The organism is Bacillus sp. SIMBA_008, from assembly GCF_046535495.1.
Lineage (GTDB): Bacteria > Bacillota > Bacilli > Bacillales > Bacillaceae > Bacillus > Bacillus subtilis.
Map to the genome: position 1 here is coordinate 514,739 of NZ_JAWRWL010000003.1, position 25,247 is coordinate 539,985.

The 25,247-nt window shown below is 43.3% G+C and carries 22 protein-coding genes; 14 read left to right on the plus strand and 8 right to left on the minus strand.

From position 1 onward, the window contains the following. The first annotated feature begins 16 nt into the window (after nucleotides 1-16). Nucleotides 17-1,876 (plus strand): CDP-glycerol glycerophosphotransferase family protein, encoded by a 1,860-nt coding sequence (locus SB658_RS13180; protein WP_048654775.1) that lies wholly within the window; start codon nucleotides 17-19, stop codon nucleotides 1,874-1,876. A 38-nt stretch (nucleotides 1,877-1,914) separates the two neighbouring features. Here the strand turns inward: SB658_RS13180 and lytD are convergent, their stop codons facing one another. Both lytD and manA read right to left on the minus strand, forming a co-directional pair. Continuing rightward, nucleotides 1,915-4,557 (minus strand): beta-N-acetylglucosaminidase LytD, encoded by a 2,643-nt coding sequence (gene lytD, locus SB658_RS13185; RefSeq protein ID WP_048654776.1) that lies wholly within the window; start codon nucleotides 4,555-4,557, stop codon nucleotides 1,915-1,917. 128 nt (nucleotides 4,558-4,685) lie between these two features. Next, the gene (manA, locus tag SB658_RS13190) at nucleotides 4,686-5,636 is read right to left on the minus strand and encodes a mannose-6-phosphate isomerase, class I (protein ID WP_003227910.1); all 951 of its coding nucleotides are present in this window, start codon (nucleotides 5,634-5,636) and stop codon (nucleotides 4,686-4,688) included. A 268-nt stretch (nucleotides 5,637-5,904) separates the two neighbouring features. Between manA and gerBA the strand changes: the two genes are divergently transcribed. Genes gerBA through gerBC form a run of 3 tightly spaced genes read left to right on the plus strand, consistent with a single transcriptional unit; the run spans nucleotide 5,905 to nucleotide 9,589 of the window. Then, the gene (gerBA, locus tag SB658_RS13195; RefSeq protein ID WP_015714817.1) at nucleotides 5,905-7,356 is read left to right on the plus strand and encodes a spore germination protein GerBA; all 1,452 of its coding nucleotides are present in this window, start codon (nucleotides 5,905-5,907) and stop codon (nucleotides 7,354-7,356) included. Nucleotides 7,357-7,361: 5 nt separating this feature from the next. After that, a complete protein-coding gene (gene gerBB, locus SB658_RS13200) occupies nucleotides 7,362-8,468 on the plus strand; it encodes a spore germination protein GerBB (RefSeq protein WP_003227906.1) in 1,107 nt (368 codons plus the stop codon). Next, nucleotides 8,465-9,589, plus strand: a complete 1,125-nt coding sequence (gene gerBC / locus SB658_RS13205; protein ID WP_015714818.1) for a spore germination protein GerBC — start codon at nucleotides 8,465-8,467, stop codon at nucleotides 9,587-9,589. Before gerBB ends, gerBC begins: the two co-directional genes overlap by 4 nt. A 39-nt stretch (nucleotides 9,590-9,628) precedes the next feature. Here gerBC and SB658_RS13210 read toward each other — a convergent pair whose 3' ends face one another. Continuing rightward, nucleotides 9,629-11,002: a sugar porter family MFS transporter gene (locus tag SB658_RS13210; protein WP_144500500.1), complete on the minus strand. Its 1,374-nt coding sequence runs from the start codon at nucleotides 11,000-11,002 to the stop codon at nucleotides 9,629-9,631. Between the two features lie 332 nt (nucleotides 11,003-11,334). On the opposite strand from SB658_RS13210, the gene tagT reads away from it, so the two are divergent. Then, nucleotides 11,335-12,303 carry a polyisoprenyl-teichoic acid--peptidoglycan teichoic acid transferase TagT gene (gene tagT / locus SB658_RS13215; protein WP_015714819.1) on the plus strand — a complete coding sequence of 323 codons (969 nt, stop codon included), beginning with the start codon at nucleotides 11,335-11,337 and terminating at the stop codon, nucleotides 12,301-12,303. Nucleotides 12,304-12,458: 155 nt separating this feature from the next. Continuing rightward, nucleotides 12,459-13,319, plus strand: coding sequence for a 5-amino-6-(5-phospho-D-ribitylamino)uracil phosphatase YwtE (ywtE, locus tag SB658_RS13220; RefSeq protein ID WP_003227900.1), 861 nt, complete (start codon nucleotides 12,459-12,461; stop codon nucleotides 13,317-13,319). Between the two features lie 33 nt (nucleotides 13,320-13,352). Here ywtE and pgdS read toward each other — a convergent pair whose 3' ends face one another. The 5 genes from pgdS to pgsB form a co-directional block, all read right to left on the minus strand. Continuing rightward, nucleotides 13,353-14,594, minus strand: coding sequence for a gamma-DL-glutamyl hydrolase (gene pgdS / locus SB658_RS13225; RefSeq protein ID WP_003242751.1), 1,242 nt, complete (start codon nucleotides 14,592-14,594; stop codon nucleotides 13,353-13,355). 140 nt (nucleotides 14,595-14,734) lie between these two features. Continuing rightward, nucleotides 14,735-14,902, minus strand: coding sequence for an extrachromosomal elements maintenance protein EdmS (edmS, locus tag SB658_RS13230; RefSeq protein ID WP_003227896.1), 168 nt, complete (start codon nucleotides 14,900-14,902; stop codon nucleotides 14,735-14,737). A 14-nt stretch (nucleotides 14,903-14,916) separates the two neighbouring features. Beyond that, nucleotides 14,917-16,059 (minus strand): capsular polyglutamate synthetase PgsA, encoded by a 1,143-nt coding sequence (gene pgsA, locus SB658_RS13235; RefSeq protein ID WP_003227891.1) that lies wholly within the window; start codon nucleotides 16,057-16,059, stop codon nucleotides 14,917-14,919. 18 nt (nucleotides 16,060-16,077) lie between these two features. Further along, nucleotides 16,078-16,527, minus strand: coding sequence for a poly-gamma-glutamate biosynthesis protein PgsC (pgsC, locus tag SB658_RS13240; protein ID WP_003227889.1), 450 nt, complete (start codon nucleotides 16,525-16,527; stop codon nucleotides 16,078-16,080). Nucleotides 16,528-16,541: 14 nt separating this feature from the next. Then, nucleotides 16,542-17,723: a poly-gamma-glutamate synthase PgsB gene (gene pgsB, locus SB658_RS13245; protein WP_003227883.1), complete on the minus strand. Its 1,182-nt coding sequence runs from the start codon at nucleotides 17,721-17,723 to the stop codon at nucleotides 16,542-16,544. A 782-nt stretch (nucleotides 17,724-18,505) separates the two neighbouring features. Here pgsB and SB658_RS13250 point away from each other — a divergent pair. The 8 genes from SB658_RS13250 (at nucleotide 18,506) to SB658_RS13285 (ending at nucleotide 25,228) form a co-directional block, all read left to right on the plus strand. Beyond that, complete coding sequence (locus SB658_RS13250; RefSeq protein ID WP_015714821.1) at nucleotides 18,506-19,486, plus strand: LacI family DNA-binding transcriptional regulator; 981 nt, start codon at nucleotides 18,506-18,508, stop codon at nucleotides 19,484-19,486. Between the two features lies 1 nt (nucleotide 19,487). Further along, on the plus strand, nucleotides 19,488-20,369 hold the full coding sequence (gene rbsK / locus SB658_RS13255) for a ribokinase (RefSeq protein WP_041351181.1): 882 nt from the start codon (nucleotides 19,488-19,490) through the stop codon (nucleotides 20,367-20,369). Continuing rightward, on the plus strand, nucleotides 20,366-20,761 hold the full coding sequence (gene rbsD, locus SB658_RS13260) for a D-ribose pyranase (RefSeq protein ID WP_003227877.1): 396 nt from the start codon (nucleotides 20,366-20,368) through the stop codon (nucleotides 20,759-20,761). The genes rbsK and rbsD overlap by 4 nt, the downstream gene beginning before the upstream one ends. Before the next feature lie 15 nt (nucleotides 20,762-20,776). Continuing rightward, a complete protein-coding gene (rbsA, locus tag SB658_RS13265) occupies nucleotides 20,777-22,258 on the plus strand; it encodes a ribose ABC transporter ATP-binding protein RbsA (RefSeq protein ID WP_015714823.1) in 1,482 nt (493 codons plus the stop codon). 1 nt (nucleotide 22,259) lies between these two features. After that, a complete protein-coding gene (gene rbsC / locus SB658_RS13270) occupies nucleotides 22,260-23,228 on the plus strand; it encodes a ribose ABC transporter permease RbsC (protein ID WP_003227873.1) in 969 nt (322 codons plus the stop codon). Nucleotides 23,229-23,240: 12 nt separating this feature from the next. Beyond that, entirely contained in the window at nucleotides 23,241-24,158 is a 918-nt protein-coding gene (rbsB, locus tag SB658_RS13275) for a ribose ABC transporter substrate-binding protein RbsB (protein WP_003227871.1), read from the plus strand. 81 nt (nucleotides 24,159-24,239) lie between these two features. Continuing rightward, nucleotides 24,240-24,776 (plus strand): SH3 domain-containing protein, encoded by a 537-nt coding sequence (locus SB658_RS13280; RefSeq protein WP_046663992.1) that lies wholly within the window; start codon nucleotides 24,240-24,242, stop codon nucleotides 24,774-24,776. A gap of 155 nt (nucleotides 24,777-24,931) precedes the next feature. Then, the gene (locus tag SB658_RS13285) at nucleotides 24,932-25,228 is read left to right on the plus strand and encodes a DUF3892 domain-containing protein (RefSeq protein WP_003227867.1); all 297 of its coding nucleotides are present in this window, start codon (nucleotides 24,932-24,934) and stop codon (nucleotides 25,226-25,228) included. Nucleotides 25,229-25,247 lie beyond the last annotated feature (19 nt).

Below are 25,247 nucleotides of genomic sequence, written 5' to 3' on the forward strand. Positions count from 1 at the left end.
GAAAGTGAGGTACAAAGTGAAGCTGGCAAGAAAGATTAAGAACAGACTTTTCAGATCAAAAAAGAAAACGCAAAAAGAAAATGCAGCTGTCATTGTCCATCCAGCTGATAACAGGGTTTTTTCTCTATTTGATAAAACGAAGCGAATTGAAGAAAACCAGCAAGTCCCTGTCAGAAAGATTTCTGAGTTTTCTTGGAATGGGTCAATCCTAAAAATTGCGGGTTATATGTATATCAAGGGCCTGCCGCTTCAAAAAGAGGATCAGGTTCGAAAACGTTTATTATTGGTGAACAACGGTGTTTTATTTACAGCTGTTTCACTGCGGGATGTTCCGGTAGATAAGCTGTCAATTGATACTTCAAATGTGCCTGGAGCCTATAAGTGGGCAGGATTTTCACAGCAGATTAACTTTTCTAAGCTGCTGAATGACAAGCCTCTTCCGCAGGGCGAGTATAAGCTGTTTCTCGAGATTGAAGCTGTAGATGACCAAAATGTAAAACATCAGGAAGTGCACACAGTCGGAAATGTAAGTAATTTCCTTTCTAATGATGTGTATGCCACAAAAATGGAATTTCATTCTGCTAAAAAGCTGATGAAGTTCAATTTGATCGTTAATTATGATGAGGGCGAAAAGACGATTAATTTGTCTTGCAACAAACTGCAGGAAATTGATCCGAGCCTTTTGGAGCTGGATACTGGAAAAGAGGCAAACCGCTTTTTGCGCAAGCTGAATACAAGCTTATTCCATTTTGCTTATGATGTATTCCGCCTGCTTCCAATTAAGTCTAATAAAATTGTCTTTGCTTCTGACAGCCGGCTTGATATGACAGGAAACTTCGAATTTGTTTATGAAGAGCTGCTGAAACGTGAAGAAAATTTTGATTTCAAATTTTTCTTAAAGAGCAGCATTCGAGATAGAAAAAGCCTGTCTGAACTGATGTCGATGGCTTATCATTTTGCGACAAGCAAAATCATTTTTATAGATGATTTTTATCCGATTATTTATCCGTTAAAAATCCGTAAAAATGCGGACCTTGTCCAGCTGTGGCATGCTGTCGGCGCCTTTAAGACATTCGGCTACAGCCGAATCGGTCTGCCAGGAGGACCGTCACCGCATTCGAAAAACCATAGAAACTACACGAAGGTTATTGTCAGCTCTGAAAATATACGGAAGCACTACGCAGAGGGCTTTGGGGTAGACATTGAGAACGTCATTGCTACGGGCGTACCGCGAACAGACTTTTTCTTTGATGAAGCGAAGAAGGCATTTGTAAAAGAACGCCTTTACACGGAATATCCGTTTCTAAAGGACAAAAAGGTCATTCTTTTTGCTCCAACCTTCCGCGGAAACGGTCAGCAATCAGCTCATTATCCTTTTGAAGTGCTTGATTTTGACCGTCTGTATCGAGAGTTAAAGGATGAATATATCTTCTTATTCAAAATTCATCCATTCGTACGAAACGATGCCAATATACCTTATCAGTACAGCGATTTCTTTTATGATTTCTCTTCGTTCAGGGAAATTAACGAGCTATTGCTCGTAACAGATATTCTGATAACGGATTACTCTTCTGTTTGCTTTGAGTATGCTTTATTAAATAAACCAATGATCTTCTTCAGCTATGATGTAGATGATTATATTCGCAAACGTGATTTCTATTACGATTACTTTGACTTTATTCCTGGCCCTCTTGCGAAAACGTCTGAGCAAATGATTTCGATCATTAAAGAAGAGAAGTATAACTTTGAGCAAATTGATTCATTTGTTCATTATTTCTTCGATGATCTTGATGGAAAAGCAAGTGAGCGAGTCGTCGATCAAATTGTTTTCCCTCAGGAAGAAGAGCCATCAGAGGATAAGGTTCTTAAAAGATAAATCAAAAACACCTTTTGCAGCCGCAAAAGGTGTTTTTTTTATTGATATTCCGGAACATCAAAGTAAAGTGTATAGCCGTCCAGCAATGAATACAGGCTGTACATGCGGTTTACTTGTTTGTACGCCCAGCCGATGTCAGTTGCGTATTGATGTGTCGCTGTAGCTGACCATCTCATTTTGTACAGTGTGTCCTGATTGTAAGCTGTGTTGTGGATATACGATGAGCCTATGAATTTAGCTCCGCCGATAATGGCCGCTTCTGGTGTGAACCAGCCCTGTTCGTACGCATATTTGGCTCCGTAGTAATTCGGATTGCTGTCGTATGCTCCAATTCCATACATGTTGTATACGGTCTTTCCGTTATAGGTTAATCCATTGGCTAAAGCGGATGTCCCGTTTCCTGTTTCCAGAAGAGCGTGTGAGATTAAATACAGTTCGTTGATGCTATATTGATTGGCGGCATCGATAAATGCCTTTGCTCTCCCTGTCAGGATGCCTTTACCCGCAAGCACTTTCTGATTGACCTCAGTAACGCTGAGGCCCGCTGTCTGTGACAGCTTGAGAAATTGGAAGTAGTATTTGCTGTCTCTGGAAAAGTTATTCGGATCCACGTATTGAACTACTTCATCACTGCTTGCGTTTCGCCAGCCCAAATTGATCTTAGCCCAGCCGTTTATCTGTCCGATGATTTTCACTTTATCGCCTTTTTTAAATTGGCCGATCACGTTTGTCGGGCTGACTTCCGGCGTTGACCGGATATTTAGTACATCAGCCGTAACGGTTGATGTTGCTGTATTAATGTACGTGAGCGATACGTAAGCCGCTCCGTCTGTTTGCGGACTTACTGTCATTTGTTTTTGGACCATATCACGAAGCGAGAGATTGTAATTTGTTTTCATGATTTGCGGGCCGTTTTTGATCTTCACGATAGATGATGTCCATCCGTATAATTGTTTTAGCTTCGTTGATGCCGCAGCAGCTGTATTATTGCCTGTGAACTGCTCATTTACGCTGATTTTATAAAGCGTATTGCTTGTCGTTGTATAGCTCGGGGTTACACTTTTCGATTTAAGATAGGTTAACCCATTGTTCAATGCTGTTTTGCTGCTGAGCTGTGTTGTCACGATTTTGTATTGTGTATATGCAGTCTGGCCTGTTTTTGATGTTGTGACTGCGATATGATTTTGTTTGAAAAATGTTAAAACGCGGTCAATCTCTTCTTGGCTGATGATAGCTTCAGTTGTGATTTGATAGCTGCTCGCAGCTGTCTGACCGGTTTTCTGGCTTGCTGCTGATATATGATTCGATTTGAAAAACGTGAGTGCCTGATTGACTTTCGTTTGATCAAGCAGAGATTCGGTTGTGATTTTAAACGTGTCAGCTATTTGTTTTTTGACGGATTTTGCAGAAGCACTCAGCTGATTTTTCTTTAATATGTTCAAACCCTTTGTGACCTTTGCTTGATCTGATGTTTCTTCTGAGATGAGCTGATATTGATTTTCTGCTGTTGATCCAGCTGCTGTTTTTGCAGCTTTTACTTTTTTCTGAGCAAAGAAGGCTGCTGCTTTGTTTGCTTGCTGCTCGCCTAAAATCTTTGCCGTCGTGATTTGATAAGCTGCAGACGTTGTCGTTTTTTTGACGCTGGATGACGTGTAATGCCATTTTTTCTTTTTAAAGAAAGTGTCTATTTTTTGGAGCTGCTGTTTTGTTATACCCTTCATATTCACGGTATATGATGTGCTTTTTCCAACCTGTTGATAACTGCCGGATACGCCGGTGTTTTTCTTGATTTGGCTGATGGCATCCTTTACTGTATTCAGCCCTTTGAAATAAGCTGATTGGACATTGTATGACTCAACGGTTGTTTTTTGATTGATGGACTTGTAGCTGCCTGTGATGCCAGTGCTCTGTTTCAGCTGCTGCAATAGAATCTTGGCATTCGCTTCATCTGAAATAGCAGCAGTTGTGAACGTATAATAGGCTTGCCCTTTCACTGTTTCCTTTAATGATGCCTGCAGCCCAGATTCCTTTTGGAAGGCGTTTTTGATCTGCGCTGCTCTGCTGTCTCCCACGATTGTGCCAGACTGAATGGTTGTGACAGACACCGTGTGTGTGATGGGCTGATACGAGCTTTTAATCCCCGTTTGCTTGGCCAGGCTCTGGATAAGCGCCTTGACTTTTGTCTCATCAGCAATGTCTGATGTCATGACGTTCATATAGGGCTGAGCTGCTCCGTAAGCTTTTACAGCGCCAGCCACTCCCGTCTCCTGTTTCAGCTTTGCTAGGATAGTGTTGGCCTGTTTTTCTCCGGAGATGGCACCTGAAGAGATGGTGACATATGGCTGTTTGCTTCCAACAGGACTTGACGTTCCTGTAATCGATGTCTGTTTGGCGAGTCCGCTCAGTATTGCTTTCGCTTCTGATTCGCTATGAATGCCTGAGGCGGAAATTTGGTAGGTCGTTGTTGTGCCTGAAGCCTGATAGGATGCATCCCAGCCAGTATCTTTTTCCAGTTTGGCGACAGCTTGTGAGGCTTGGCTTTCTGTACTGAATGTATTCGACGGCTCTACTTTATATAGTGAGTAGTCGGTATACGCGGCTGCCTGGGCAGAACCAGACATGGCAAAAAAGGCAAGGGACGCGGCGGATAGAAGCATAGGTGCGATTAGTCTCTTTTTCATTCCTTCTCCTCTTTCTTATTCTATGAGTATATAAAACTAGTTTATTTATCGGCACGCGCATGCTTCATTTATAGGTGAATCACTTCCATTTTCTAATAAAAAAACTTAATCTCGAAGTGAGATTAAGTTTAAATATGAGACACGATAAGGGTACAAGTTCCTTTTATCGTAAAATCGGGCATTTGAGCCGGCATAATAAAGTGATCGCCTTTTTTGAGCGGACATGTTTCGCTCTCATACATCAGTAAACCGCTTCCTTCTATCACGCTACAAATCAGAAAGGATTCATCCTGAGCCATTTCAGCTTCGCCATTGATGTCCCATTTATACACCGAAAAATATTCCCCTTGGACAAACGTTTTAATGGTTATTCCTTTTCTTGATTCGGTCGATTCATCAATATACCCGTCCACATGGGGAACCGTGGCGGCATTGACCGCTTTGGCAAAATGAAGCTCTCTCGGACTTCCGTTGCTATCAAGACGGTCATAATCGTACACCCGGTATGTGGCATCTGAATTTTGCTGAGTCTCTAAAACAAGGGCCCCCTTGCACAATGCATGCAGCGTTCCGCTCGGCACATAATAGAAATCACCCGGTTTAATTTTGATTCTTCGCAGCAGGCCCTCCCAGTCACCGCTGTTGATCATTGTGACAAGTTCGGTTTTTGAGCGGGCCGTATGCCCGTAAATGATTTCTGCGTTTTCCTTACAGTCGATAATGTACCAGCATTCTGTCTTGCCGAGTTCTCCCTCTTCGTTTTCTCCGGCATAGTAATCATCAGGGTGAACTTTAATTGACGTATCTTCCCTCACATCCAGCAGCTTTGTCAGAAGCGGAAACCGATCCCCCTCTACGCCGCCGAATACTTCACGGTGCTCTTCCCAAAGCTCGATTAATGTCTTTCCTTTATACGGGCCATTTGCAACAGTGCTCGGTCCTTTTGGATGAGCGGAAATGGCCCAGCATTCCCCCGTTGATTCTGAAGGAATACTGTATCCAAATCTATCTCGTAAAGCGGTTCCGCCCCAGATTTTTTCTTTAAACACAGGCGTTAGAAAAATCGGTGATTGCGTCATGATCCGTACCCCTCCCCTGTAAATAACTGACCATCATTTTCCCGGTGCGCCCCTCTTACAAACGCCCGTATAAGCTGTCTTTTTTCCGATGACAACATATGTACAAAGCATCATCTTTTCACTACCCCTTCAAAGAAAACGCTTCCTATCTATTATATCACGTCGAAAAGAAGCTTTGTTTCAGCCTTTTCCTCGATAAGAATAATTCTCCTTTTTTGATACAAATTAATAAAAACCGTCAATATGTTTTATAAAGGGGAGAGAAACTATGCAAATCGACTCTGATCTCCAACGCAATATAGAGACATTGAAAAAAAAGTTGGGACAAAACGACGATATCATGTTTTATACGTTTTCATTTGGAGGCAGCAGACAGAAAGCGTGCCTACTGTATATTGACGGTTTGACAGAAAATAAACTTCTGGCGCAATACGTCATTTCTCCATTACAAAAAGAAGCGTTAGACAAAAAAGAGGGCTTGATTGAAGATTTATCCGTTTTCTTTTTCGGCTATCATCACAATGTAATCTCTACTATAAAGGAAATACAGCAGCTTATTTTTTCCGGACATGCCATCTTGCTGGCCGATGGATACAGCGGAGGGCTGGCTTTTGATACGAAAACATTCATGACGCGCGCCTTTGAAGAACCTTCCTCTGAAATCGTAGAACGCGGTCCGAAGATTGGCTTTATTGAAAATCTCCGGACAAACACGGCGCTTTTACGAGAGCGGACGAGTGACCCTAATCTCATCATAAAAGAAATGACGATAGGCAAAAGGACAAAAAAAAAGATAGCTGTCGCATATATTCAGGATATTGCCCCTGATTATGTCGTAAAAGAAGTGTTTAAACGCCTAAAATCCATCATAACAGATGATTTGCCGGAATCAGGCACACTTGAGCAGCTCATTGAAGATGAACCTTTTTCGATCTTTCCGACGATCTTAAGTACAGAGCGTCCAGATCGTGTAGAAAGCTCATTGTTGGAAGGCCGTGTTTCCATTTTGGTGGATGGCACGCCGTTTGCACTCGTTGTCCCCGCAACGCTTGATGAATTTATTCATTCACCGGATGATTACAGCCAGCGCTGGATTACAATGTCACTTATTCGTTTGCTTCGTTATTCCAGCATCCTGATTACCATTTATTTGCCGGGCTTATATATTTCTCTCGTTTCCTTCCATACGGGGCTTTTGCCGACGAGAATGGCTATTTCAATTGCAGGCAGCAGGCTGAATGTGCCCTTTCCGCCTTTTGTTGAAGCCTTTATTATGATATTTACGATAGAACTGATCCGGGAAGCCGGTTTACGGCTGCCAAAGCCGATCGGACAGACGATTGGGCTTATTGGAGGCGTTGTCATCGGACAGGCAGCTGTGCAGGCGCAAATTGTCAGCGCACTGATGGTCATTGTCGTTTCCGTTACGGCATTGGCGTCCTTTACCGTTCCTTCATACGCCTTTAACTTTCCGCTGCGGATTATTCGTATCGCAGCAATGATAAGTGCAGCTGTATTGGGCATGTATGGCGTCATCATGGTCTTTCTGTTAGTAATTGGCCATTTAATGCGTTTGAAAAGCTTTGGCCAGGATTACATTATTCCGATAATGGCACAGCCCGGACAAGATTTGAAAGACACGATTATTCGCGTTCCCACCCTATTTTTAAAAAGAAGACCTACCCGCAAAGGCACAAAAGATAAAATCAGACAAAGGTGATGGCTATGAGGCAATCAGAGGACAAGCTTACATTTATGCTGACGCTTATTATGGTAAGCAGTACAATGATCGGCGCTGGCGTCTTAACCCTTCCCCGCTCAGCCGCTGAAACCGACAGTCCGATTGGATGGATCATGATCCTGCTGCAGGGCGTTATTTTTATTATTTTTTCTCTGCTTTTTTTGCCTTTTCTTCAACGAAACAGCGGGAAAACGATTTTTGAGCTCAACAGCATTGCAGCGGGAAAAGTGGTTGGTTTCTTTTTGAATGTATTTATTTCCCTGTATTTTATCGGTATCGTATGTTTTCAGACACGGATTTTAGGCGAGGTTGTCGGATTCTTTCTTTTAAAAAACACACCGATGGCGGTTGTTGTGATCATTTTTCTGGCAGTTGCCATTTATCATGTGGCTGGGGGCGTATACCCCATTGCGAAGGTATATGCATATATCTTCCCTATTACAATTATTATTTTTCTCATGCTTTTGATGTTTAGCTTTCGTTTGTTTCAGTTAGATTTTATACGGCCCGTTTTTGAAGGCGGCTTTCAAAGTTTTTTTTCTTTATTTCCTAAAACCCTTTTATATTTTTCTGGATTTGAAATTATTTTTTATCTCGTTCCCTTTATGAAAGATCCAAAGCAGGTAAAAAAAGCTGTCGCCTTTGGTATTGTAACCTCAACTGTTTTCTACAGCATTACTTTGTTTATTGTCATTGGCTGTATGAGTGTGGCTGAGGCAAAAACAGTGACGTGGCCGACGATTTCACTCATTCATGCATTAGAAATCCCGGGCATTTTTATTGAACGGTTTGACCTGTTTTTACAGTTAACTTGGACAGCACAGCAATTTGCATGTATGCTCGGCTCCTTTAAAGGGGCGCATATCGGATTAACAGATATCTTCCACCTGAAAAATAAAAACAATCCTTGGCTGCTTACTGCATTGCTGGCTGTTACATTTTTTCTATCAATGTTTCCTGAAGATCTTAATGCCGTGTTTTATTACGGTACACTTCTCGGATATATATTTCTAGGCATCATTGTAATACCATTTTTCATCTGGTTTTTAAGCTGGATACAGAAAAAACTGGGGAGAGGGCAGCTGCAATGAAGACAATGCTGAAACTTTTTGTAATGGTTCTGATGCTGCAGATGCTCTGCGGATGCTGGGATGTAAAAAATATTGAAAAATTGTCTTTCGCGAGAGGACTTGCGCTCGATGAAACGGATGACCACCAGTATAAATTAACATACCAAAACCTTCTTCCCCAAAGTGAAGACAGCCAAGCATCCGGAAAACCCGAATTTGTCAATGTGACATCCCATGGGAAAACCATTCTAGAAGCAGTCAGTGATGTATCCATCAAGGACCCTCCTATTTATAGCGATCATTTAAAAGTCATTCTTCTTGGAGAAAAGCTAATGAGGAATCAAAACATAGATCAGGTCTTCAATCATTTTATCCGGGATGATGAGCTGCGGCGCAGCAGCTATTTGATGGCAGCAAGAGGGAAAGCCGGAGATATTTTCACAAAAGGAAGTCCGAAGCAGCAGCTGCCGATGCCTTCCGAAAAGCTAATTGATCTGACCAATAACAGCGGGTATAACGGGAAGATTATGATGCCGCTTCGTATCGGCAGAGCTTCTATCTATTGCCAAAATGGCTACAGTTTTCTTATTCAAGCCGTAAAAAACCAAAAGGGAAAAGCAAAGTATGACGGGGCAGGCATTATCAAAAGCGGCAGCAATAAACTCGTCGGATTTCTTTCTGCTGATGAAACCCAGACACTGACCTGGGTCATGGGGACGATCCAAGGCGGCGTTATGCCGACAACAGTTAAAGGTCATCCGATTACGTTTGAGGTTAAAAAGTCGAAATCTAAAATCAAGCCGTCCATTGAAAATGGGAAGCCTGTCTTTCAGGTCTCTGTCAAAACAAAGGGTTTCCTGACAGAAGACCAAAACCCGAAAGAAAATTCCTTTCATAAAAACTATTTGCACAGGCTGGAGAACGTTTTTGAGAAAAAGCTTGAACAAGATGTTAAGCAGGTTATGGATAAACTGCAGCATAAGTATAAAACCGATCCAGTCTTTTTATCCGACTACATTCGGATTCATTACCCTGAATACTGGAATAACGTAAAAGGACATTGGGATGACATATTTTCTGAGGCAGATTTTAAATATGATATTTCTTTCAAAATCATTAACTTTGGCACCGTCGGGAAATAAACCGCTGAAAAGGGTGCGCCTAATTACGCACCCTTTTTTTTATGTTCCGACAGTCTGCTGTTTTCCGGCCGCTCCTCCCTGTCCGTTTTTGTCCCGTAAATCCTGCTCAATTTCTTCAAGGCTTCTTCCCTTTGTCTCTGTCACTTTAAATCGGACAAATAAGAACGCCATGATACCGATCGCGGCATAAATCAGGAATAAATAACTGATTCCGATCGCTTCCATTAATATTGGATAGGTTAATGAAACAATCAGTGTCCCAACGTGCAACATTAAGGTCGAAACACCGGTCCCGATTCCTCTGACGTGAAGCGGGAACAATTCAGGAAGCATCACCCACACAACCGGTCCCCAGCTGACCGCAAAGACAACGATAAACACGCCTAAACAAATGACGGTCGTCCATGAGGCAGCCGGAGTGTTATCGAAAAAGAGATTTACTAAAGCGAGAACGATCAAGCTGATCACCATGCCCGCATTCCCGAATAGCAGTAACGGCTTTCTTCCAATCTTGTCGATGATTTTAATCGCTACTAATGTCATGACAACATTGACTGTGCCGATTCCGACCGTGCCTAAAATCGAAGCTGAGTTTCCGAATCCGACGTTTGTAAAGGTCTTTGGCGCATAGTAGATGATCGTATTCGTTCCGATAAATTGCTGCAAAAAAGCGAGTCCCAAACCTGCAATAAGTGCTGGGCGCACCCATAGATCGAACAGCTCCTTCAGGCCGCCTTCATCCTGCTTTTCCGCTTCTTTTATATCATGTATTTCCTGATCAATATCTTTTGTGCCACGCAATTTTTCAAGAATTTTCTTCGCTTTGCTTTCTTCGCCATTCGTGAACAGCCAGCGCGGGCTCTCCGGCATAAACAAAATGCCAATAAGCAAGAGCAATGACGGCACAGCAGCCAATCCAAGCATCCAGCGCCACGCTTCGGCATCGGCAAATATGTAATTGACAATGTAAGAAAGAAGGATGCCGACCGTGATCATCAGCTGATTCAGTGATGACAGCGCCCCGCGTTTATGTTTTGGCGCCAGTTCAGATAAATAAAGGGGCACGATTGTCGTCGATGTTCCGACTGCAAGTCCCAAAATGATGCGAAACAGCACCATGACTCCCGTATTTGGGGCCAGTGCCACACCAAGACCGCCTATACAAAACAGCAGCGCGGCTGCCATAATTGCTTTTTTTCTTCCGAAACGGTCAGTCAGCTTGCCGGCTGCTCCTGAGCCTAATATCGCCCCAACCAGCAAGGAGCTGACAACAAGACCTTCTGTAAACGCGTTTAAGCCTAACTCCTTTTTCATAAATAAAATAGCTCCGGAAATCACTCCGGTATCATAGCCATATAACGCGCCTCCAAGAGCTCCGAAAAAATAAAGCCATATATTTGACTGCTTTTTCATAAAAATGACTCCCTTTCTCCATCAGCTGCAATGACATTGTCTGTGGGATTTTTTTAGAAATCTTTTAGCCTCTTTTTCCGGCTATTAAACCTTTTTATTTTGCTGATCATAGGTTTTCCAATCATTTACTTGTATTTTTTTCAATGTCACTGAAACATTTTACCTGCTGCGGCGTCCAATATAAGGTGATTCAGCACATCATCATTATCAATTTTCAAAAACAAGAACTTATAAATATAGGAATATTTATCGAAAAATGTCTTTCGAGGAGTTGCCCCATGGCAAATAGAATGGTACGCTTCAAATATTAAAGAAACGTGAGGTATTGATATATGGAAGAACGAACACAACGCAGAAAGAAAAAGAGAAAACTGAGAAAATGGGTGAAAGTCGTTGCCGGTTTAATGGCTTTTCTAGTCATTGCGGCAGGCTCTGTCGGCGCCTACGCTTTTGTAAAGCTGAACAATGCTTCTAAGGAAGCTCACGTCAGCCTTGCACGCGGAGAACAATCCGTAAAACGGATCAAAGAATTTGATCCTGGAAAAGATTCATTTTCTGTATTGCTCTTAGGAATTGATGCCAGGGAGAAAAACGGCGAGACCGTCGATCAGGCAAGAAGTGACGCGAATGTGCTGGTTACATTTAATCGGAAAGAAAAAACAGCTAAAATGCTGAGCATTCCGCGTGATGCCTATGTAAATATCCCAGGCCACGGGTATGATAAATTCACACATGCTCACGCCTACGGCGGCGTTGACCTGACTGTGAAAACAGTTGAACAAATGCTGGATATTCCCGTCGATTATGTCGTAGAAAGCAATTTCACGGCTTTTGAAGACGTCGTAAACGAGTTAAATGGCGTCAAAGTAACGGTAAAAAGCGATAAAGTCATTCAGCAAATCAAAAAAGATACAAAAGGTAAAGTCGTTCTTCAAAAAGGAACACATACGCTTGATGGTGAAGAAGCGCTCGCTTACGTAAGAACACGTAAAGCGGACAGTGACCTTTTACGCGGGCAAAGACAAATGGAAGTGCTGAGCGCCATTATAGATAAATCAAAATCATTGAGCTCAATTCCGGCTTATGATGATATTGTGGATACGATGGGGCAAAATTTAAAAATGAACTTATCTCTTAAAGATGCCATCGGCCTGTTCCCGTTCATCACTTCATTGAAATCAGTTGAGTCTATTCAGCTGACGGGTTATGATTATGAACCTGCCGGAGTCTATTATTTCAAATTGAATCAGCAAAAGCTGCAGGAAGTTAAAGAAGAGCTGCAAAACGATTTAGGTGTATAATGAACGGGATGGCGATTACGCCATCCCGTTTTACATATTTCCTTATTGAAAATTATCAAAGTAACGATTAGCCTTAATTTATATGGATTATGTTTCACAGGCAAGCTGAACATACTACACGAAGCAGCTTCATTTTTAAGGAGGTTCCCCTACATATGAAATGTATTGCGATTGATCTAGACGGAACATTACTGAATAAAGAAAGCGTCATTTCTGCGGAAAACAGAGAGGCGATCAAGCGGGCCGTTGATGCCGGCATCCTCGTCACCATTTGCACGGGAAGAGCGACATTTGATGTAAAAGCGCTGCTGAATGACTTGGACATCCCTATCATTGCAGCTAATGGCGGCACGATCCATGACACGGGTTACCGTTTGATCAGCCGGACATTAATGGATCAGGAAGCCGGTAAAGCGATTGCTGATTACTTACTTTCAAAAAACATTTATTTTGAGGTATATACAGATGACCATCTGCTTTCTCCTTTTGACGGCGAAGCTAAGCTGCACGCGGAGCTTGACATTCTAAAGAGCGCAAACCCAAACGAGCAGACGGATGAATTGTGGCAAGGAGCCATGACTCAATTCAAACAGTTTGGCATTAAACCAATCCCTCATATCGAATCGGTTTTTGACGGGAGTGAAAACATTTATAAGCTTCTTTGCTTCTCCTTTGATATGGACAAACTGAAACAAGCGAAGGAAGAACTGAAGCATCATAAAAAACTGGCTCAAACCTCTTCAGGAAAACATATTATCGAAATCCTGCCGGCCTCGTCAGGAAAAGGACGCGCGTTAACAAAGCTCGCTGACCTATACGGAATTGAACCACAGGATATCTATGCGATCGGCGATAGTCCAAACGATTTATCCATGTTTGAAGTCGCCGGACACCGTATCGCCATGGAAAATGCGATTGATGAATTAAAAGAAAAAAGCACCTTTGTCACAAAAAGCAATGACGAAAATGGTGTGGCCTACTTTATAGACCAGCTTCTTTCAGGACAATATGCATAAAGAAAAGACTCCAGAGATTGGAGTCTTTTTCTTTTATTGCACCCGTATACTTCCTGCGTATTTATCCTTCCAATATGTGCTCGTGTTCATATTGGTGATGGTCACGCCGTTTGATAATGTGACATGAACAACTTGTCCGTTTCCGATATAGATGGAGGGATTTAAGCTTGTTGATTGAAAGAACACAATGTCTCCCGGCTTCAGGTCCGCCTTCTCAATCTTAGTTCCGGCATTGTACTGGCTTGTTGCGTATCGAGGCAGGGAAATACCAGCTGCTTTCTGGTATACATATTGGACAAATCCAGCTGTATCAAATCCTGTCTCAGGTGTTACTCCGCCCTGTTTGTAAGGCACTTCTCCGACATAAAGCGTCGCTTCGGAAACAATCGGATTTTCTTTCGGGATTGTCAGGTTGTCAAATCGGCGAATACCCGTCATCTTCGATTTCCAGTAATCCTCTGACAAATACGAAATGGTTACTTTTTCTGACCGGCTTGCCTGAATGAACCTGCCTGCGCCCGCATAAATGCCTGCATGTGAAATTCCCGTTTTATACGTATTGCTGAAATAGACGACATCACCAGGCTTTATGTTCTGAGGGGCTACCTTCTCGCCCACTGCCCACTGCTGTTCGGCTGATCGCGGCAGATAAATGCCGAGTGCCTGTTGAAACACATATTGCACAAGCCCCGAGCAATCAAAGCCCTCTGACGGCGTGCTTCCGCCAAACACATATGGGACACCTATATATTTTTCAGCCTCCTGTACGACAGGAACATCAGCCGTTGCCGGATCGGCAGCGATTCGTCTCGCCCCGATATAAGTTCCGCTCCAATAGCTGCTTTTTTTGTAATTGGTGATGATAACCCCTTTTGACTGTGTACTGTGAACCATTTGGCCGTCTCCGATATAAAGGGCGTCATGTGTCGGAACAGTGCCGGTGCTTCCCTCTTTCTTGAAAAACAAAATATCACCCGGCTTCAGGTTTTCCGGCTTTACAGCTGTTCCGATTTTATACTGGTCGTTTACAGATCTCGGCAGATGAATATCAGCCTTACTGAACACATATTGTATCAATCCTGATGGATCGAAACCCTCTTTCGGCGTTTCCCCGCCATATTTATACTGATATCCAAGCAGGTTTTTTGCTTCGCTGACAATCAATTCTGATGATGTATCAGCTTCCGCAATCTCCGCTTTTGTCATAATTGGAACCAAAAAACAAATGATAACCGCCACAAGCAAAAACTTCTTCCAGTTTGCCAGTGTGTTCACTTTTATTATCTCCTCCTCTTTTTGCAGTTTTAACATCGGTATTTTTTTGAATATGTTAAGAGACTTTTTGATATTTTTACAGAATGAATATGCTGGGCAAATAAAAAGAGAGTGTCTCATCAGACACTCTCTTTTTTGAATTATTTATTGGCGTTTACCGGTTCTTCCTGCTGTTGGATTTTATTCATTTCCATATCAATCTTCTGTTTTTCCTGATCTGTCAGCTGATCATTGAATTTAAAAGCTGACATAAACATGAACACGATGGCTACGGCAACAAATGGCCAGATGGCTTTGACAAATTTCATCTTTATCACTCCGTTTATTTAGATTTTAGTTTGTCACTATGATCAATATCAAACGTCAGTTTTCCGTCTTCTACTTTCCAAGCGAAATTAGAGTCTTTCGTCAGTTCGCGAATAATGGTTTTCTGTTTAAGGCTGTCTTTTTTCACAGGTGCAGGTGTCGCTTCATGGATATCGATCGGTGTCACTTCAAAGCGGCCTGTTCCATTTTTCTTCAGGTGATACTGAACCAGTGCACTGTCTCTTGTTCTCGTCCAGCCTTGATCAAAGACAAAGTTGCCGAGGCTGTAGAAAATGACGGTTCCGTTATATACTTCAATCGGTTCTAAAACGTGCGGGTGATGGCCGACGATGATGTCAGCTCCCGCATCAGACATGGCTCTTGCAAGCTGGCGCTGGCGGTCATTTGGATCATTGTCATACTCTTGTCCCCAGTGTGACTGCACAACAACAATGTCCGCATGTTTTTTCGCTTCTGAAATCATAGGGATGAAGATTTCAGGATCTGCGGGCAGCACGCCCGGCGTATTCTTTTTAGCCGCAAAACCTTTCCCGGACACATCGGTAAAGCCAAGCGTCGCAATCGTTACCCCGTTGACTTTCTGGTACGAAATTTTCTTTTTCGCATCACTTAAGCTGTATCCCGCTCCAACGATATCAAGGTTTTGCTTCGCAAATTCTCCAAGTGTATCTTTCATGCCCTGAACGCCGTAATCCATTGCGTGGTTGTTGGCGCTGTTGAGAACTGTGAAATTCATGTCCTTCAAGACTTTTACTGATTCCTTATTCGTCTGCAGATGAATCTTTTTATCTGCTTGTTTATAATTCTTTTGATAGGTTACCGGGTTTTCAAAGTTTCCTGCTACATAATCCGAAGCTCTAAAGATCGGTTCAACATATTGAAAAATACTGTCTGCCCCTTTTTGCTCCGTTACTTTTTCAACATAGCGTCCCATCATAATATCGCCTACAAATGAGGCTGAGAGTACGTCGTCAGAATACGTTTTGACCTTCGGCGTTTCCGCTTTTCCCGCCCACATGAAAGCGAACATAAGGACAAAAACGATCGGAATGGCAATAAATACGTGCTTATTGGTTTTCTTTTTTTGCTGTTTTGTCAGCTTTAGCAGCTTTTCATGAAAGCTCAGTTCTTTTTTCATCGTTTGACACACCTTACATTAAATTAAGTAGTAAACAAACATGATTGCAAAGGTCGCTCCGCTCAATAGCAGCGTGCTTCCGAACGTAATGGTTAAACCTTGTTTCTGAATGGTATTGGCAATTAAACCTGGCACGATGATGCCGATTCCTCTAAATTCTGCGATTTCAAATGGTACAATCGGGTATAGAAAATCAAACGCGATTTTCAGGACGATCCCTGTTATCAGCATAGCAGCGAATTTTCGGCGTCCGTACAAAATCATAAATTTGGATAAACCGTATTTCACAATGACATAAGTGAGCAAGCTCACTAGCAAAACAAGTAAAATAAAGACCGGCTGATTAAACACAAGTCCTAAATATCCCGGTACAACAAGTCCTGCCGGCACGATCCCTGTTTTTTCCGCAAAAATTAAACTGAGTAGTACACCTAAAATTAGTGCGATGTATAAATCTGATCCGAACATGTCTGCATTTCCCCCTAGCTTACGAGCTGCTTTACCTTGTATTCGTGGATTTTTTCAATTAAAGGCTCTGCGGCACCATGAATATTGCCGACGCCATATATGACACGGTTGTGCATTCTTTTCTTTAACAATTCCATAATTTCATCTGTTGACTTATACTCTAGATCATGCAGTTTGTCTGCAGGAATTTTGCCTTCTTCGTAGGCTTTTACGATCGGTTCTGTTGTTTCACCGATTAAGATCAGTTCACTTGCTTCAATATAAGGCAATACGTCATTTGCGAATTGCTGTGTCCGATCGACACGGTCTGCGCGGCAGTTCATGATGATGATCGGATCATCGGTCGGGTAACCGATTTCTTTTACACGTTTCCATATATTCAAAGTAGAAGAAGCGTCGTTAGCGGCAAACCCATTAACAAAGTGCCCAGGCTCGCTCGGACTGATCAGCGGAAGAATTCTCATTGCTCCCGGATCTGGCGGCGCATTCAGCATTCCCTTAAATGCTGTTTCTTCGTCAATGCCGAGTGCTTGAGCCACACCCAGCGCCAGAGAAGCGTTATCAGGGAATACCATGTATTCAAATTTACGTAAATATTCATCTGTAATTTTTGAGTTATCAGCAATGATGACTTTTGTGTTTCGTTCTTTTGCTTTTTGTTTAAAGAACTCGGTATATTCACTATCTGTAATGACAAGATGGCCATTATAAGGAATTGTAGCGGTAAACGCTTCTGCAATTTCATCAAGCGTCGGCCCCATGACATCCATATGGTCTTCTAAAACATTCACAATGACGCCGATATTGGCCTGCAGAAGTTCTTCCTGAAAGATGATTTGATAATCTGGGTTAACAGCCATGCATTCACTGACAATCGCGTTAGCCCCTCTTTCTACTGTTTCTCTCATGACTTCTTTTTGCTCTCCGATATTCGGCCCCTGAGGTTTCCGTTTAATCGGCTTTTCCTCCGGTGTGTCCCAGTAAATCATTCTTGCATCTGTTCCTGTTGTTTTTCCAACAGTCTTGTAACCGGCTTCTATTAATATTCCGGTTGTCAGCCTTGTCACAGTCGATTTTCCGCGGATGCCGTTAATATTCACCCGAACAGGGAGGGCATCAATGTTTTTCTGATGTCGTCGTTTTTCTAATATTCCGATGACCAGTATGACAGCACAGGCTATAATGAGTAACCACATTGCTTTTCGACATCTCCTTCTATATTGTTGTAAATTCATTCATCAGTATATAGAATCACTATGAATTCTCAATCGGCATTATGTAACATAATCTTCCCTAATCGACTAAGCCAAACTTCTCTTTTGAAAGAGATTTTATACCTACAAACTGTTTTCTATTTTTGGAAAACAGCAGGACTTACACCTTATCACTTTTTTTAAAAATCGAAGAGAATGCGCTTTCATTTTTCTCCTGATATCCTTCTGGACGTATAGTCACACCCTGCTGTTTGTATTTAATATGCATTTCAAATCAATCTTTTTTCAGCCTGTGTTATCAAGCATCTCCTGCTATCATGCGTGTTTCCGGTTCTTATGAACACAAAATAGTTTTATCCTGTTTCTTAAGGACAAGGTCATAATGTCATCCTTTCTGCATGGAAGCGGCAATATGAGGCCCATTCCAAAATGACTAAGGAGGTTCGAGATGAAAACGCTAAACATACGAGTCCGAATTCTCTAACATAATTAAACATTTTCTGGGATGATAGTCTTTTCTGTTTCTCACCATTTACAGGTCTAAACGCATGACTTTGAAACAATTTTAATAAAACTTAATATTTGTTCAAGAAATCTTCATCCATATTTGTGAAGACTTTGTCAAAAAAAGAGTGAAAACCTTAAATTTTTCAATTATATATACAATTTACAATTAGATTTCTTTTGATATTTTTATTGCTAACTTCGGATTGTTCATGATAATCTATCTATGTAAACGGTTACATAAACAAGGAGGAGCTGTTTTGGCTACAATTAAAGATGTCGCCGGAGCGGCGGGCGTTTCAGTTGCGACGGTTTCCCGCGTCCTGAATGATAATGGCTATGTACACGAAGAAACGCGAACGCGTGTCATAGCGGCGATGGCGAAGCTGAACTATTACCCGAATGAAGTCGCCAGATCTCTATATAAAAGAGAATCCCGACTGATCGGACTTTTGCTCCCGGATATCACAAACCCTTTCTTCCCCCAGCTTGCCCGCGGTGCGGAGGATGAATTGAACCGGGAAGGCTATCGCCTTATTTTCGGCAACAGTGACGAGGAATTGAAAAAAGAACTTGAATACCTTCAAACCTTTAAGCAAAATCATGTCGCAGGCATTATTGCCGCAACGAATTACCCGGATCTCGAGGAATACAGCGGCATGAATTATCCAGTTGTTTTTCTGGACAGAACACTTGAAGGGGCTCCTTCTGTGTCCAGTGACGGCTATACAGGAGGAAAGTTAGCCGCCCAGGCTATCATTCACGGAAAAAGCCAGCGCATTACGCTCTTGAGAGGACCCGCTCACCTGCCGACCGCTCAAGACCGCTTTAACGGCGCTTTGGAAATCTTAAAGCAGGCTGAAGTTGATTTTCAGGTCATTGAGACGGCTTCATTTTCAATTAAAGATGCACAATCAATGGCGAAGGAGCTGTTTGCCGCTTATCCAGCGACAGATGGTGTGATCGCGAGTAATGATATTCAAGCCGCTGCCGTTTTACATGAAGCATTGCGGCGCGGAAAAAACGTACCGGAGGACATTCAAATTATCGGCTATGATGACATTCCGCAAAGCGGACTTCTGTTCCCGCCACTTTCTACAATTAAACAGCCCGCATATGATATGGGGAGAGAAGCTGCCAAACTGCTTTTGGGTATCATCAAAAAACAGCCTCTGGCAGAAACGGCAATTCAAATGCCTGTCACCTATATAGGAAGAAAGACGACAAGAAAGGAAGATTAAGATGCGTAATATTTGTGTGATTGGTAGCTGTTCTATGGATTTAGTGGTCACCTCGGACAAACGCCCAAAAGCCGGTGAAACGGTTCTTGGCACGTCATTTCAGACTGTGCCGGGCGGCAAAGGAGCAAATCAGGCCGTTGCCGCAGCCAGACTTGGGGCTCAAGTGTTTATGGTCGGCAAGGTTGGAGACGATCATTATGGAACAGCTATTTTGAATAATCTCAAAGCTAACGGCGTTCGCACTGACTATATGGAACCGGTTACACATACGGAAAGCGGAACCGCTCATATTGTGCTTGCTGAAGGCGACAACAGCATTGTCGTTGTCAAAGGCGCGAACGATGACATCACCCCAGCGTATGCGTTAAACGCGCTCGAACAGATTGAAAAGGTCGATATGGTGCTGATTCAGCAGGAAATCCCAGAAGAAACGGTTGATGAGGTGTGCAAATACTGCCATTCTCACGATATCCCGATCATACTAAACCCAGCACCGGCCCGCCCGCTCAAGCAGGAAACAATTGATCACGCTACCTATCTGACGCCGAATGAACACGAGGCTTCGATTTTATTCCCTGAGCTTACCATTTCTGAAGCTCTGGCGCTTTATCCGGCAAAGCTCTTTATTACGGAAGGAAAACAAGGCGTCCGCTATTCGGCTGGCAGCAAAGAGGTGCTCATCCCGTCCTTCCCTGTAGAGCCCGTTGATACAACCGGAGCCGGTGATACGTTTAACGCAGCATTTGCCGTGGCCCTGGCTGAGGGAAAAGACATTGAAGCCGCATTGCGGTTTGCCAATCGTGCCGCTTCCCTTTCTGTCTGCTCCTTCGGTGCCCAAGGCGGAATGCCGACAAGAAATAAAGTAGAGGAGCTGCTGTCATGAAAAAACACGGTATACTGAACAGCCATCTTGCCAAGATTTTAGCCGACCTTGGCCACACTGATAAAATTGTCATCGCGGATGCCGGACTGCCGGTTCCTGACGGCGTTTTGAAAATTGATCTTTCACTGAAGCCGGGCCTTCCGGCTTTCCAAGATACAGCGGCAGTGCTCGCTGACGAGATGGTCATCGAAAAAGTCATTGCTGCAGCTGAAATAAAAGCATCCAATCAGGAGAATGCGAAATTTCTAGAAAATCTTTTCTCTGAACAAGAGATTGAATACCTTTCTCACGAGGAGTTTAAGCTGCTGACAAAAGAAGCAAAGGCAGTCATAAGAACAGGAGAATTCACACCATATGCCAACTGCATCCTGCAGGCAGGTGTGCTTTTCTAGAAAGGAGGATGAAACATGCAGATTGAAATGAAAGACATTCATAAAGCATTCGGAAAAAATCAGGTGCTGTCAGGCGTTTCCTTTCAGCTCATGCCTGGCGAGGTTCACGCATTAATGGGAGAAAACGGCGCCGGCAAGTCCACGCTTATGAACATTTTGACAGGCCTGCACAAAGCAGATAAAGGTCAAATCAGCATAAACGGAAACGAAACGTATTTTTCCAATCCAAAAGAAGCGGAACAGCATGGAATAGCCTTTATCCATCAGGAACTGAATATCTGGCCGGAAATGACCGTTCTTGAGAATCTATTTATCGGTAAGGAGATATCCTCCAAGCTGGGCGTTTTACAAACAAGAAAAATGAAAGCGCTAGCAAAAGAGCAATTTGACAAACTCTCCGTCTCTCTTTCTCTTGATCAAGAAGCCGGCGAATGTTCCGTCGGACAGCAGCAAATGATCGAAATCGCAAAAGCGCTTATGACAAATGCCGAGGTCATCATTATGGATGAACCGACCGCAGCGTTGACTGAACGTGAAATCAGCAAGCTCTTTGAGGTCATTACAGCGTTAAAAAAGAACGGCGTCTCCATTGTCTATATTTCGCATCGCATGGAAGAAATTTTTGCGATTTGCGACAGAATTACCATCATGCGTGACGGAAAAACGGTAGATACAACAAACATCTCAGAAACTGATTTTGATGAAGTTGTCAAAAAAATGGTCGGACGGGAGCTGACTGAACGATATCCAAAACGCACTCCTTCTCTCGGTGACAAAGTATTCGAGGTGAAAAATGCCTCCGTAAAAGGGAGTTTTGAGGATGTCAGCTTTTATGTTCGTTCCGGTGAGATCGTCGGTGTTTCAGGATTAATGGGAGCCGGCCGGACAGAAATGATGAGAGCGCTGTTCGGCGTTGACAGGCTGGACACGGGTGAGATATGGATCGCTGGGAAAAAAACGGCTATTAAGAACCCGCAGGAAGCCGTGAAAAAAGGTCTCGGCTTTATTACAGAGAATCGCAAGGATGAAGGGCTTCTGCTCGACACCTCGATCCGCGAAAATATTGCCCTGCCCAATCTGTCCAGCTTCTCACCAAAGGGTCTCATTGATCATAAGCGGGAGGCTGAATTTGTCAATCTGTTAATCAAACGACTCACTATCAAAACAGCATCACCGGAAACGCACGCACGCCATTTATCAGGAGGAAACCAGCAAAAAGTGGTGATAGCCAAGTGGATCGGCATCGGACCGAAAGTGCTTATCTTGGATGAGCCGACCAGAGGTGTGGATGTTGGCGCCAAACGAGAGATTTATACGCTGATGAATGAGCTGACCGAACGCGGCGTCGCTATCATCATGGTGTCATCAGAGCTTCCTGAAATTCTGGGAATGAGCGATCGGATTATCGTTGTCCATGAAGGCAGAATCAGCGGAGAAATCCATGCGCGAGAAGCAACGCAAGAACGAATTATGACACTTGCCACGGGAGGGCGGTAATATGAAAACGGAACAACTGCAAACAGAACAAAAACGGATTCACTTCGACGGAGTCATGCAAAAACTCGGCCCGTTTCTTGGTTTATTTATTCTCGTTATCATTGTATCTATTTTAAATCCCAGCTTTCTTGAACCGCTGAATATTTTAAACCTGCTTCGCCAGGTCGCAATTAACGGATTAATCGCGTTCGGGATGACCTTTGTCATTTTGACAGGCGGCATTGATCTTTCTGTCGGCGCTATTCTTGCCCTGTCCAGTGCTTTAGTTGCGGGGATGATTGTGTCCGGTGTCGATCCGGTTCTCGCGATCATCCTTGGCTGTATCATTGGTGCCGTACTAGGCATGATCAACGGATTATTGATTACTAAAGGAAAAATGGCGCCCTTTATCGCCACGCTTGCGACCATGACTGTGTTTCGCGGACTGACGCTAGTGTATACAGATGGAAATCCGATTACCGGACTTGGCACAAACTACGCTTTTCAGATGTTCGGACGCGGTTACTTTTTAGGCATTCCTGTACCGGCGATTACGATGGTTCTTGCCTTTGTCATCCTTTGGGTGCTTCTTCATAAAACACCATTCGGACGCCGGACGTACGCAATCGGCGGCAACGAGAAAGCCGCGCTCATTTCAGGCATCAAAGTGACGCGCGTGAAAGTGATGATCTATTCTTTAGCCGGGCTTTTATCCGCTCTTGCAGGTGCCATATTGACTTCCCGCCTGCATTCGGCCCAGCCGACTGCGGGAGAATCGTACGAACTTGATGCTATCGCGGCAGTCGTCTTAGGCGGAACAAGTCTTTCTGGCGGCCGAGGACGCATTGTCGGCACGTTAATCGGGGTACTGATCATCGGCACACTTAATAACGGACTTAATCTGCTTGGCGTCTCATCATTTTATCAGCTGGTTGTCAAAGGGATTGTTATCTTGATTGCGGTATTATTAGACCGCAAGAAGTCAGCTTAGGAGGGTTTTCACATGAAAAAGGCTGTATCCGTCATTTTAACGTTATCATTATTTTTGTTAACCGCCTGTTCGCTTGAGCCTCCCCAATGGGCAAAGCCGTCAAACTCGGGGAACAAAAAGGAATTCACCATTGGCTTGTCCGTCTCAACACTTAATAATCCTTTTTTTGTCTCATTAAAAAAGGGTATCGAAAAAGAAGCTGAAAAACGGGAAATGAAAGTCATCATTGTTGATGCACAAAATGATTCATCGAAACAGACGAGTGACGTGGAAGATTTAATTCAGCAAGGTGTTGATGCATTATTAATCAACCCGACTGATTCTTCGGCGATCTCAACGGCAGTAGAATCTGCAAACGCAGTCGGTGTGCCCGTCGTAACAATCGATCGATCTGCTGAACAAGGAAAAGTTGAAACCCTCGTTGCTTCCGATAATGTAAAAGGCGGTGAAATGGCCGCGGCGTTTATTGCCGACAAACTTGGAAAAGGAGCAAAGGTGGCAGAGCTTGAAGGCGTCCCCGGCGCATCTGCCACACGGGAACGCGGCTCAGGATTCCATAACATCGCAGACCAAAAGCTCCAAGTTGTCACAAAACAATCAGCTGACTTTGACCGCACGAAAGGCCTGACTGTCATGGAAAACCTGCTGCAGGGACATCCTGATATCCAAGCTGTTTTTGCTCACAACGATGAAATGGCGCTCGGTGCTCTCGAGGCAATTAACAGCTCGGGGAAAGACATATTGGTGATCGGTTTTGACGGCAATAAAGATGCGCTCGCTTCCATTAAAGACGGAAAGCTGTCAGCAACCGTCGCTCAGCAGCCTGAGTTAATCGGTAAACTGGCTACAGAAGCAGCAGATGATATTTTGCACGGAAAAAAAGTGCAAAAAACAATATCCGCGCCTCTCAAACTAGAAACACAAAAATAATTGTCTGATGTTTAGGAACCTGCGATAACGTGAATAGAGTTATAGAATGAATTATTTCTCTTACGTGAGGAGAGGAACGGCATGAACAAACCAACAAAACTATTTTCAACTTTAGCACTTGCGGCTGGAATGACTGCGGCTACTGCAGGGGGCGCTGGAACGATCCATGCTCAACAGCCAGAAACAACGGTAAGCATTGATGATTTATACAGTTATCCGATTGATTCTTATTTGGTATCAGCAGAGGCTCTAAATGTCAGAACGAAGCCTTCCGCATCAAGCCAGAAAGCCGATACGCTGCACTTAGGAGATAGCCTAAAGCTGATTTCCTTCTCAAATGCTGACTGGGCAAAGGTTCAGTATAAAAATGGAAAAACAGGCTTTGTCTCCACTCATTATATTGTAAAAGCAGCAACAACAGTAAAAACCAAGACAAAAACGAAAGTATACACATCCACTGACGGAAAGAGCATTAAGACTCTTCCAGCAGACACAAGCGTTTCTTTTTTAGGCTGGAGTAAAACGAATAAAGGCGGTTTTGATTTTGATTGGGTATTCGTTGATTACGGCGGTGCGACAGGTTATATGAAATCAAAGGATTTACACATGACAAAATAACTGAGAGGGATTCCGCATTTATGCGGAATCCCTTTTATTATGAATTGATTTGTCACATTCCCAAGATATTTCTCAGGAAATATTGTCGTATGCTGTGTCGAAACCTTACATGATCATCGACATTTTTGTTCACGCTAAAAAGCGGAGGTGTAAATATGGATCAATTTGAAGCAGCATATGAATCGTATAAAGCCCGGCAAACAACTGTCGATCAAGAAAATGTTCCATCTGGAAAAGAAGAAATTATTGCGGTTAGAAGAAATGAGGAAGACAATATTATCGCAGTGAAAACCAATACAGGAAGAGAGCTCGACTATCCTACTGCGCTGTCAGAAGCAAAATCAGGAAAACTCGCTCATGTTGATGTCTTCCATAAATACGGGCGTGACATTTTGCGAAGTGAACCGGACGGCATCAAGGAAAATAACCTGTCTGAGCTGCCGGATTTTTAAACAAATACAGCCCTGTCGT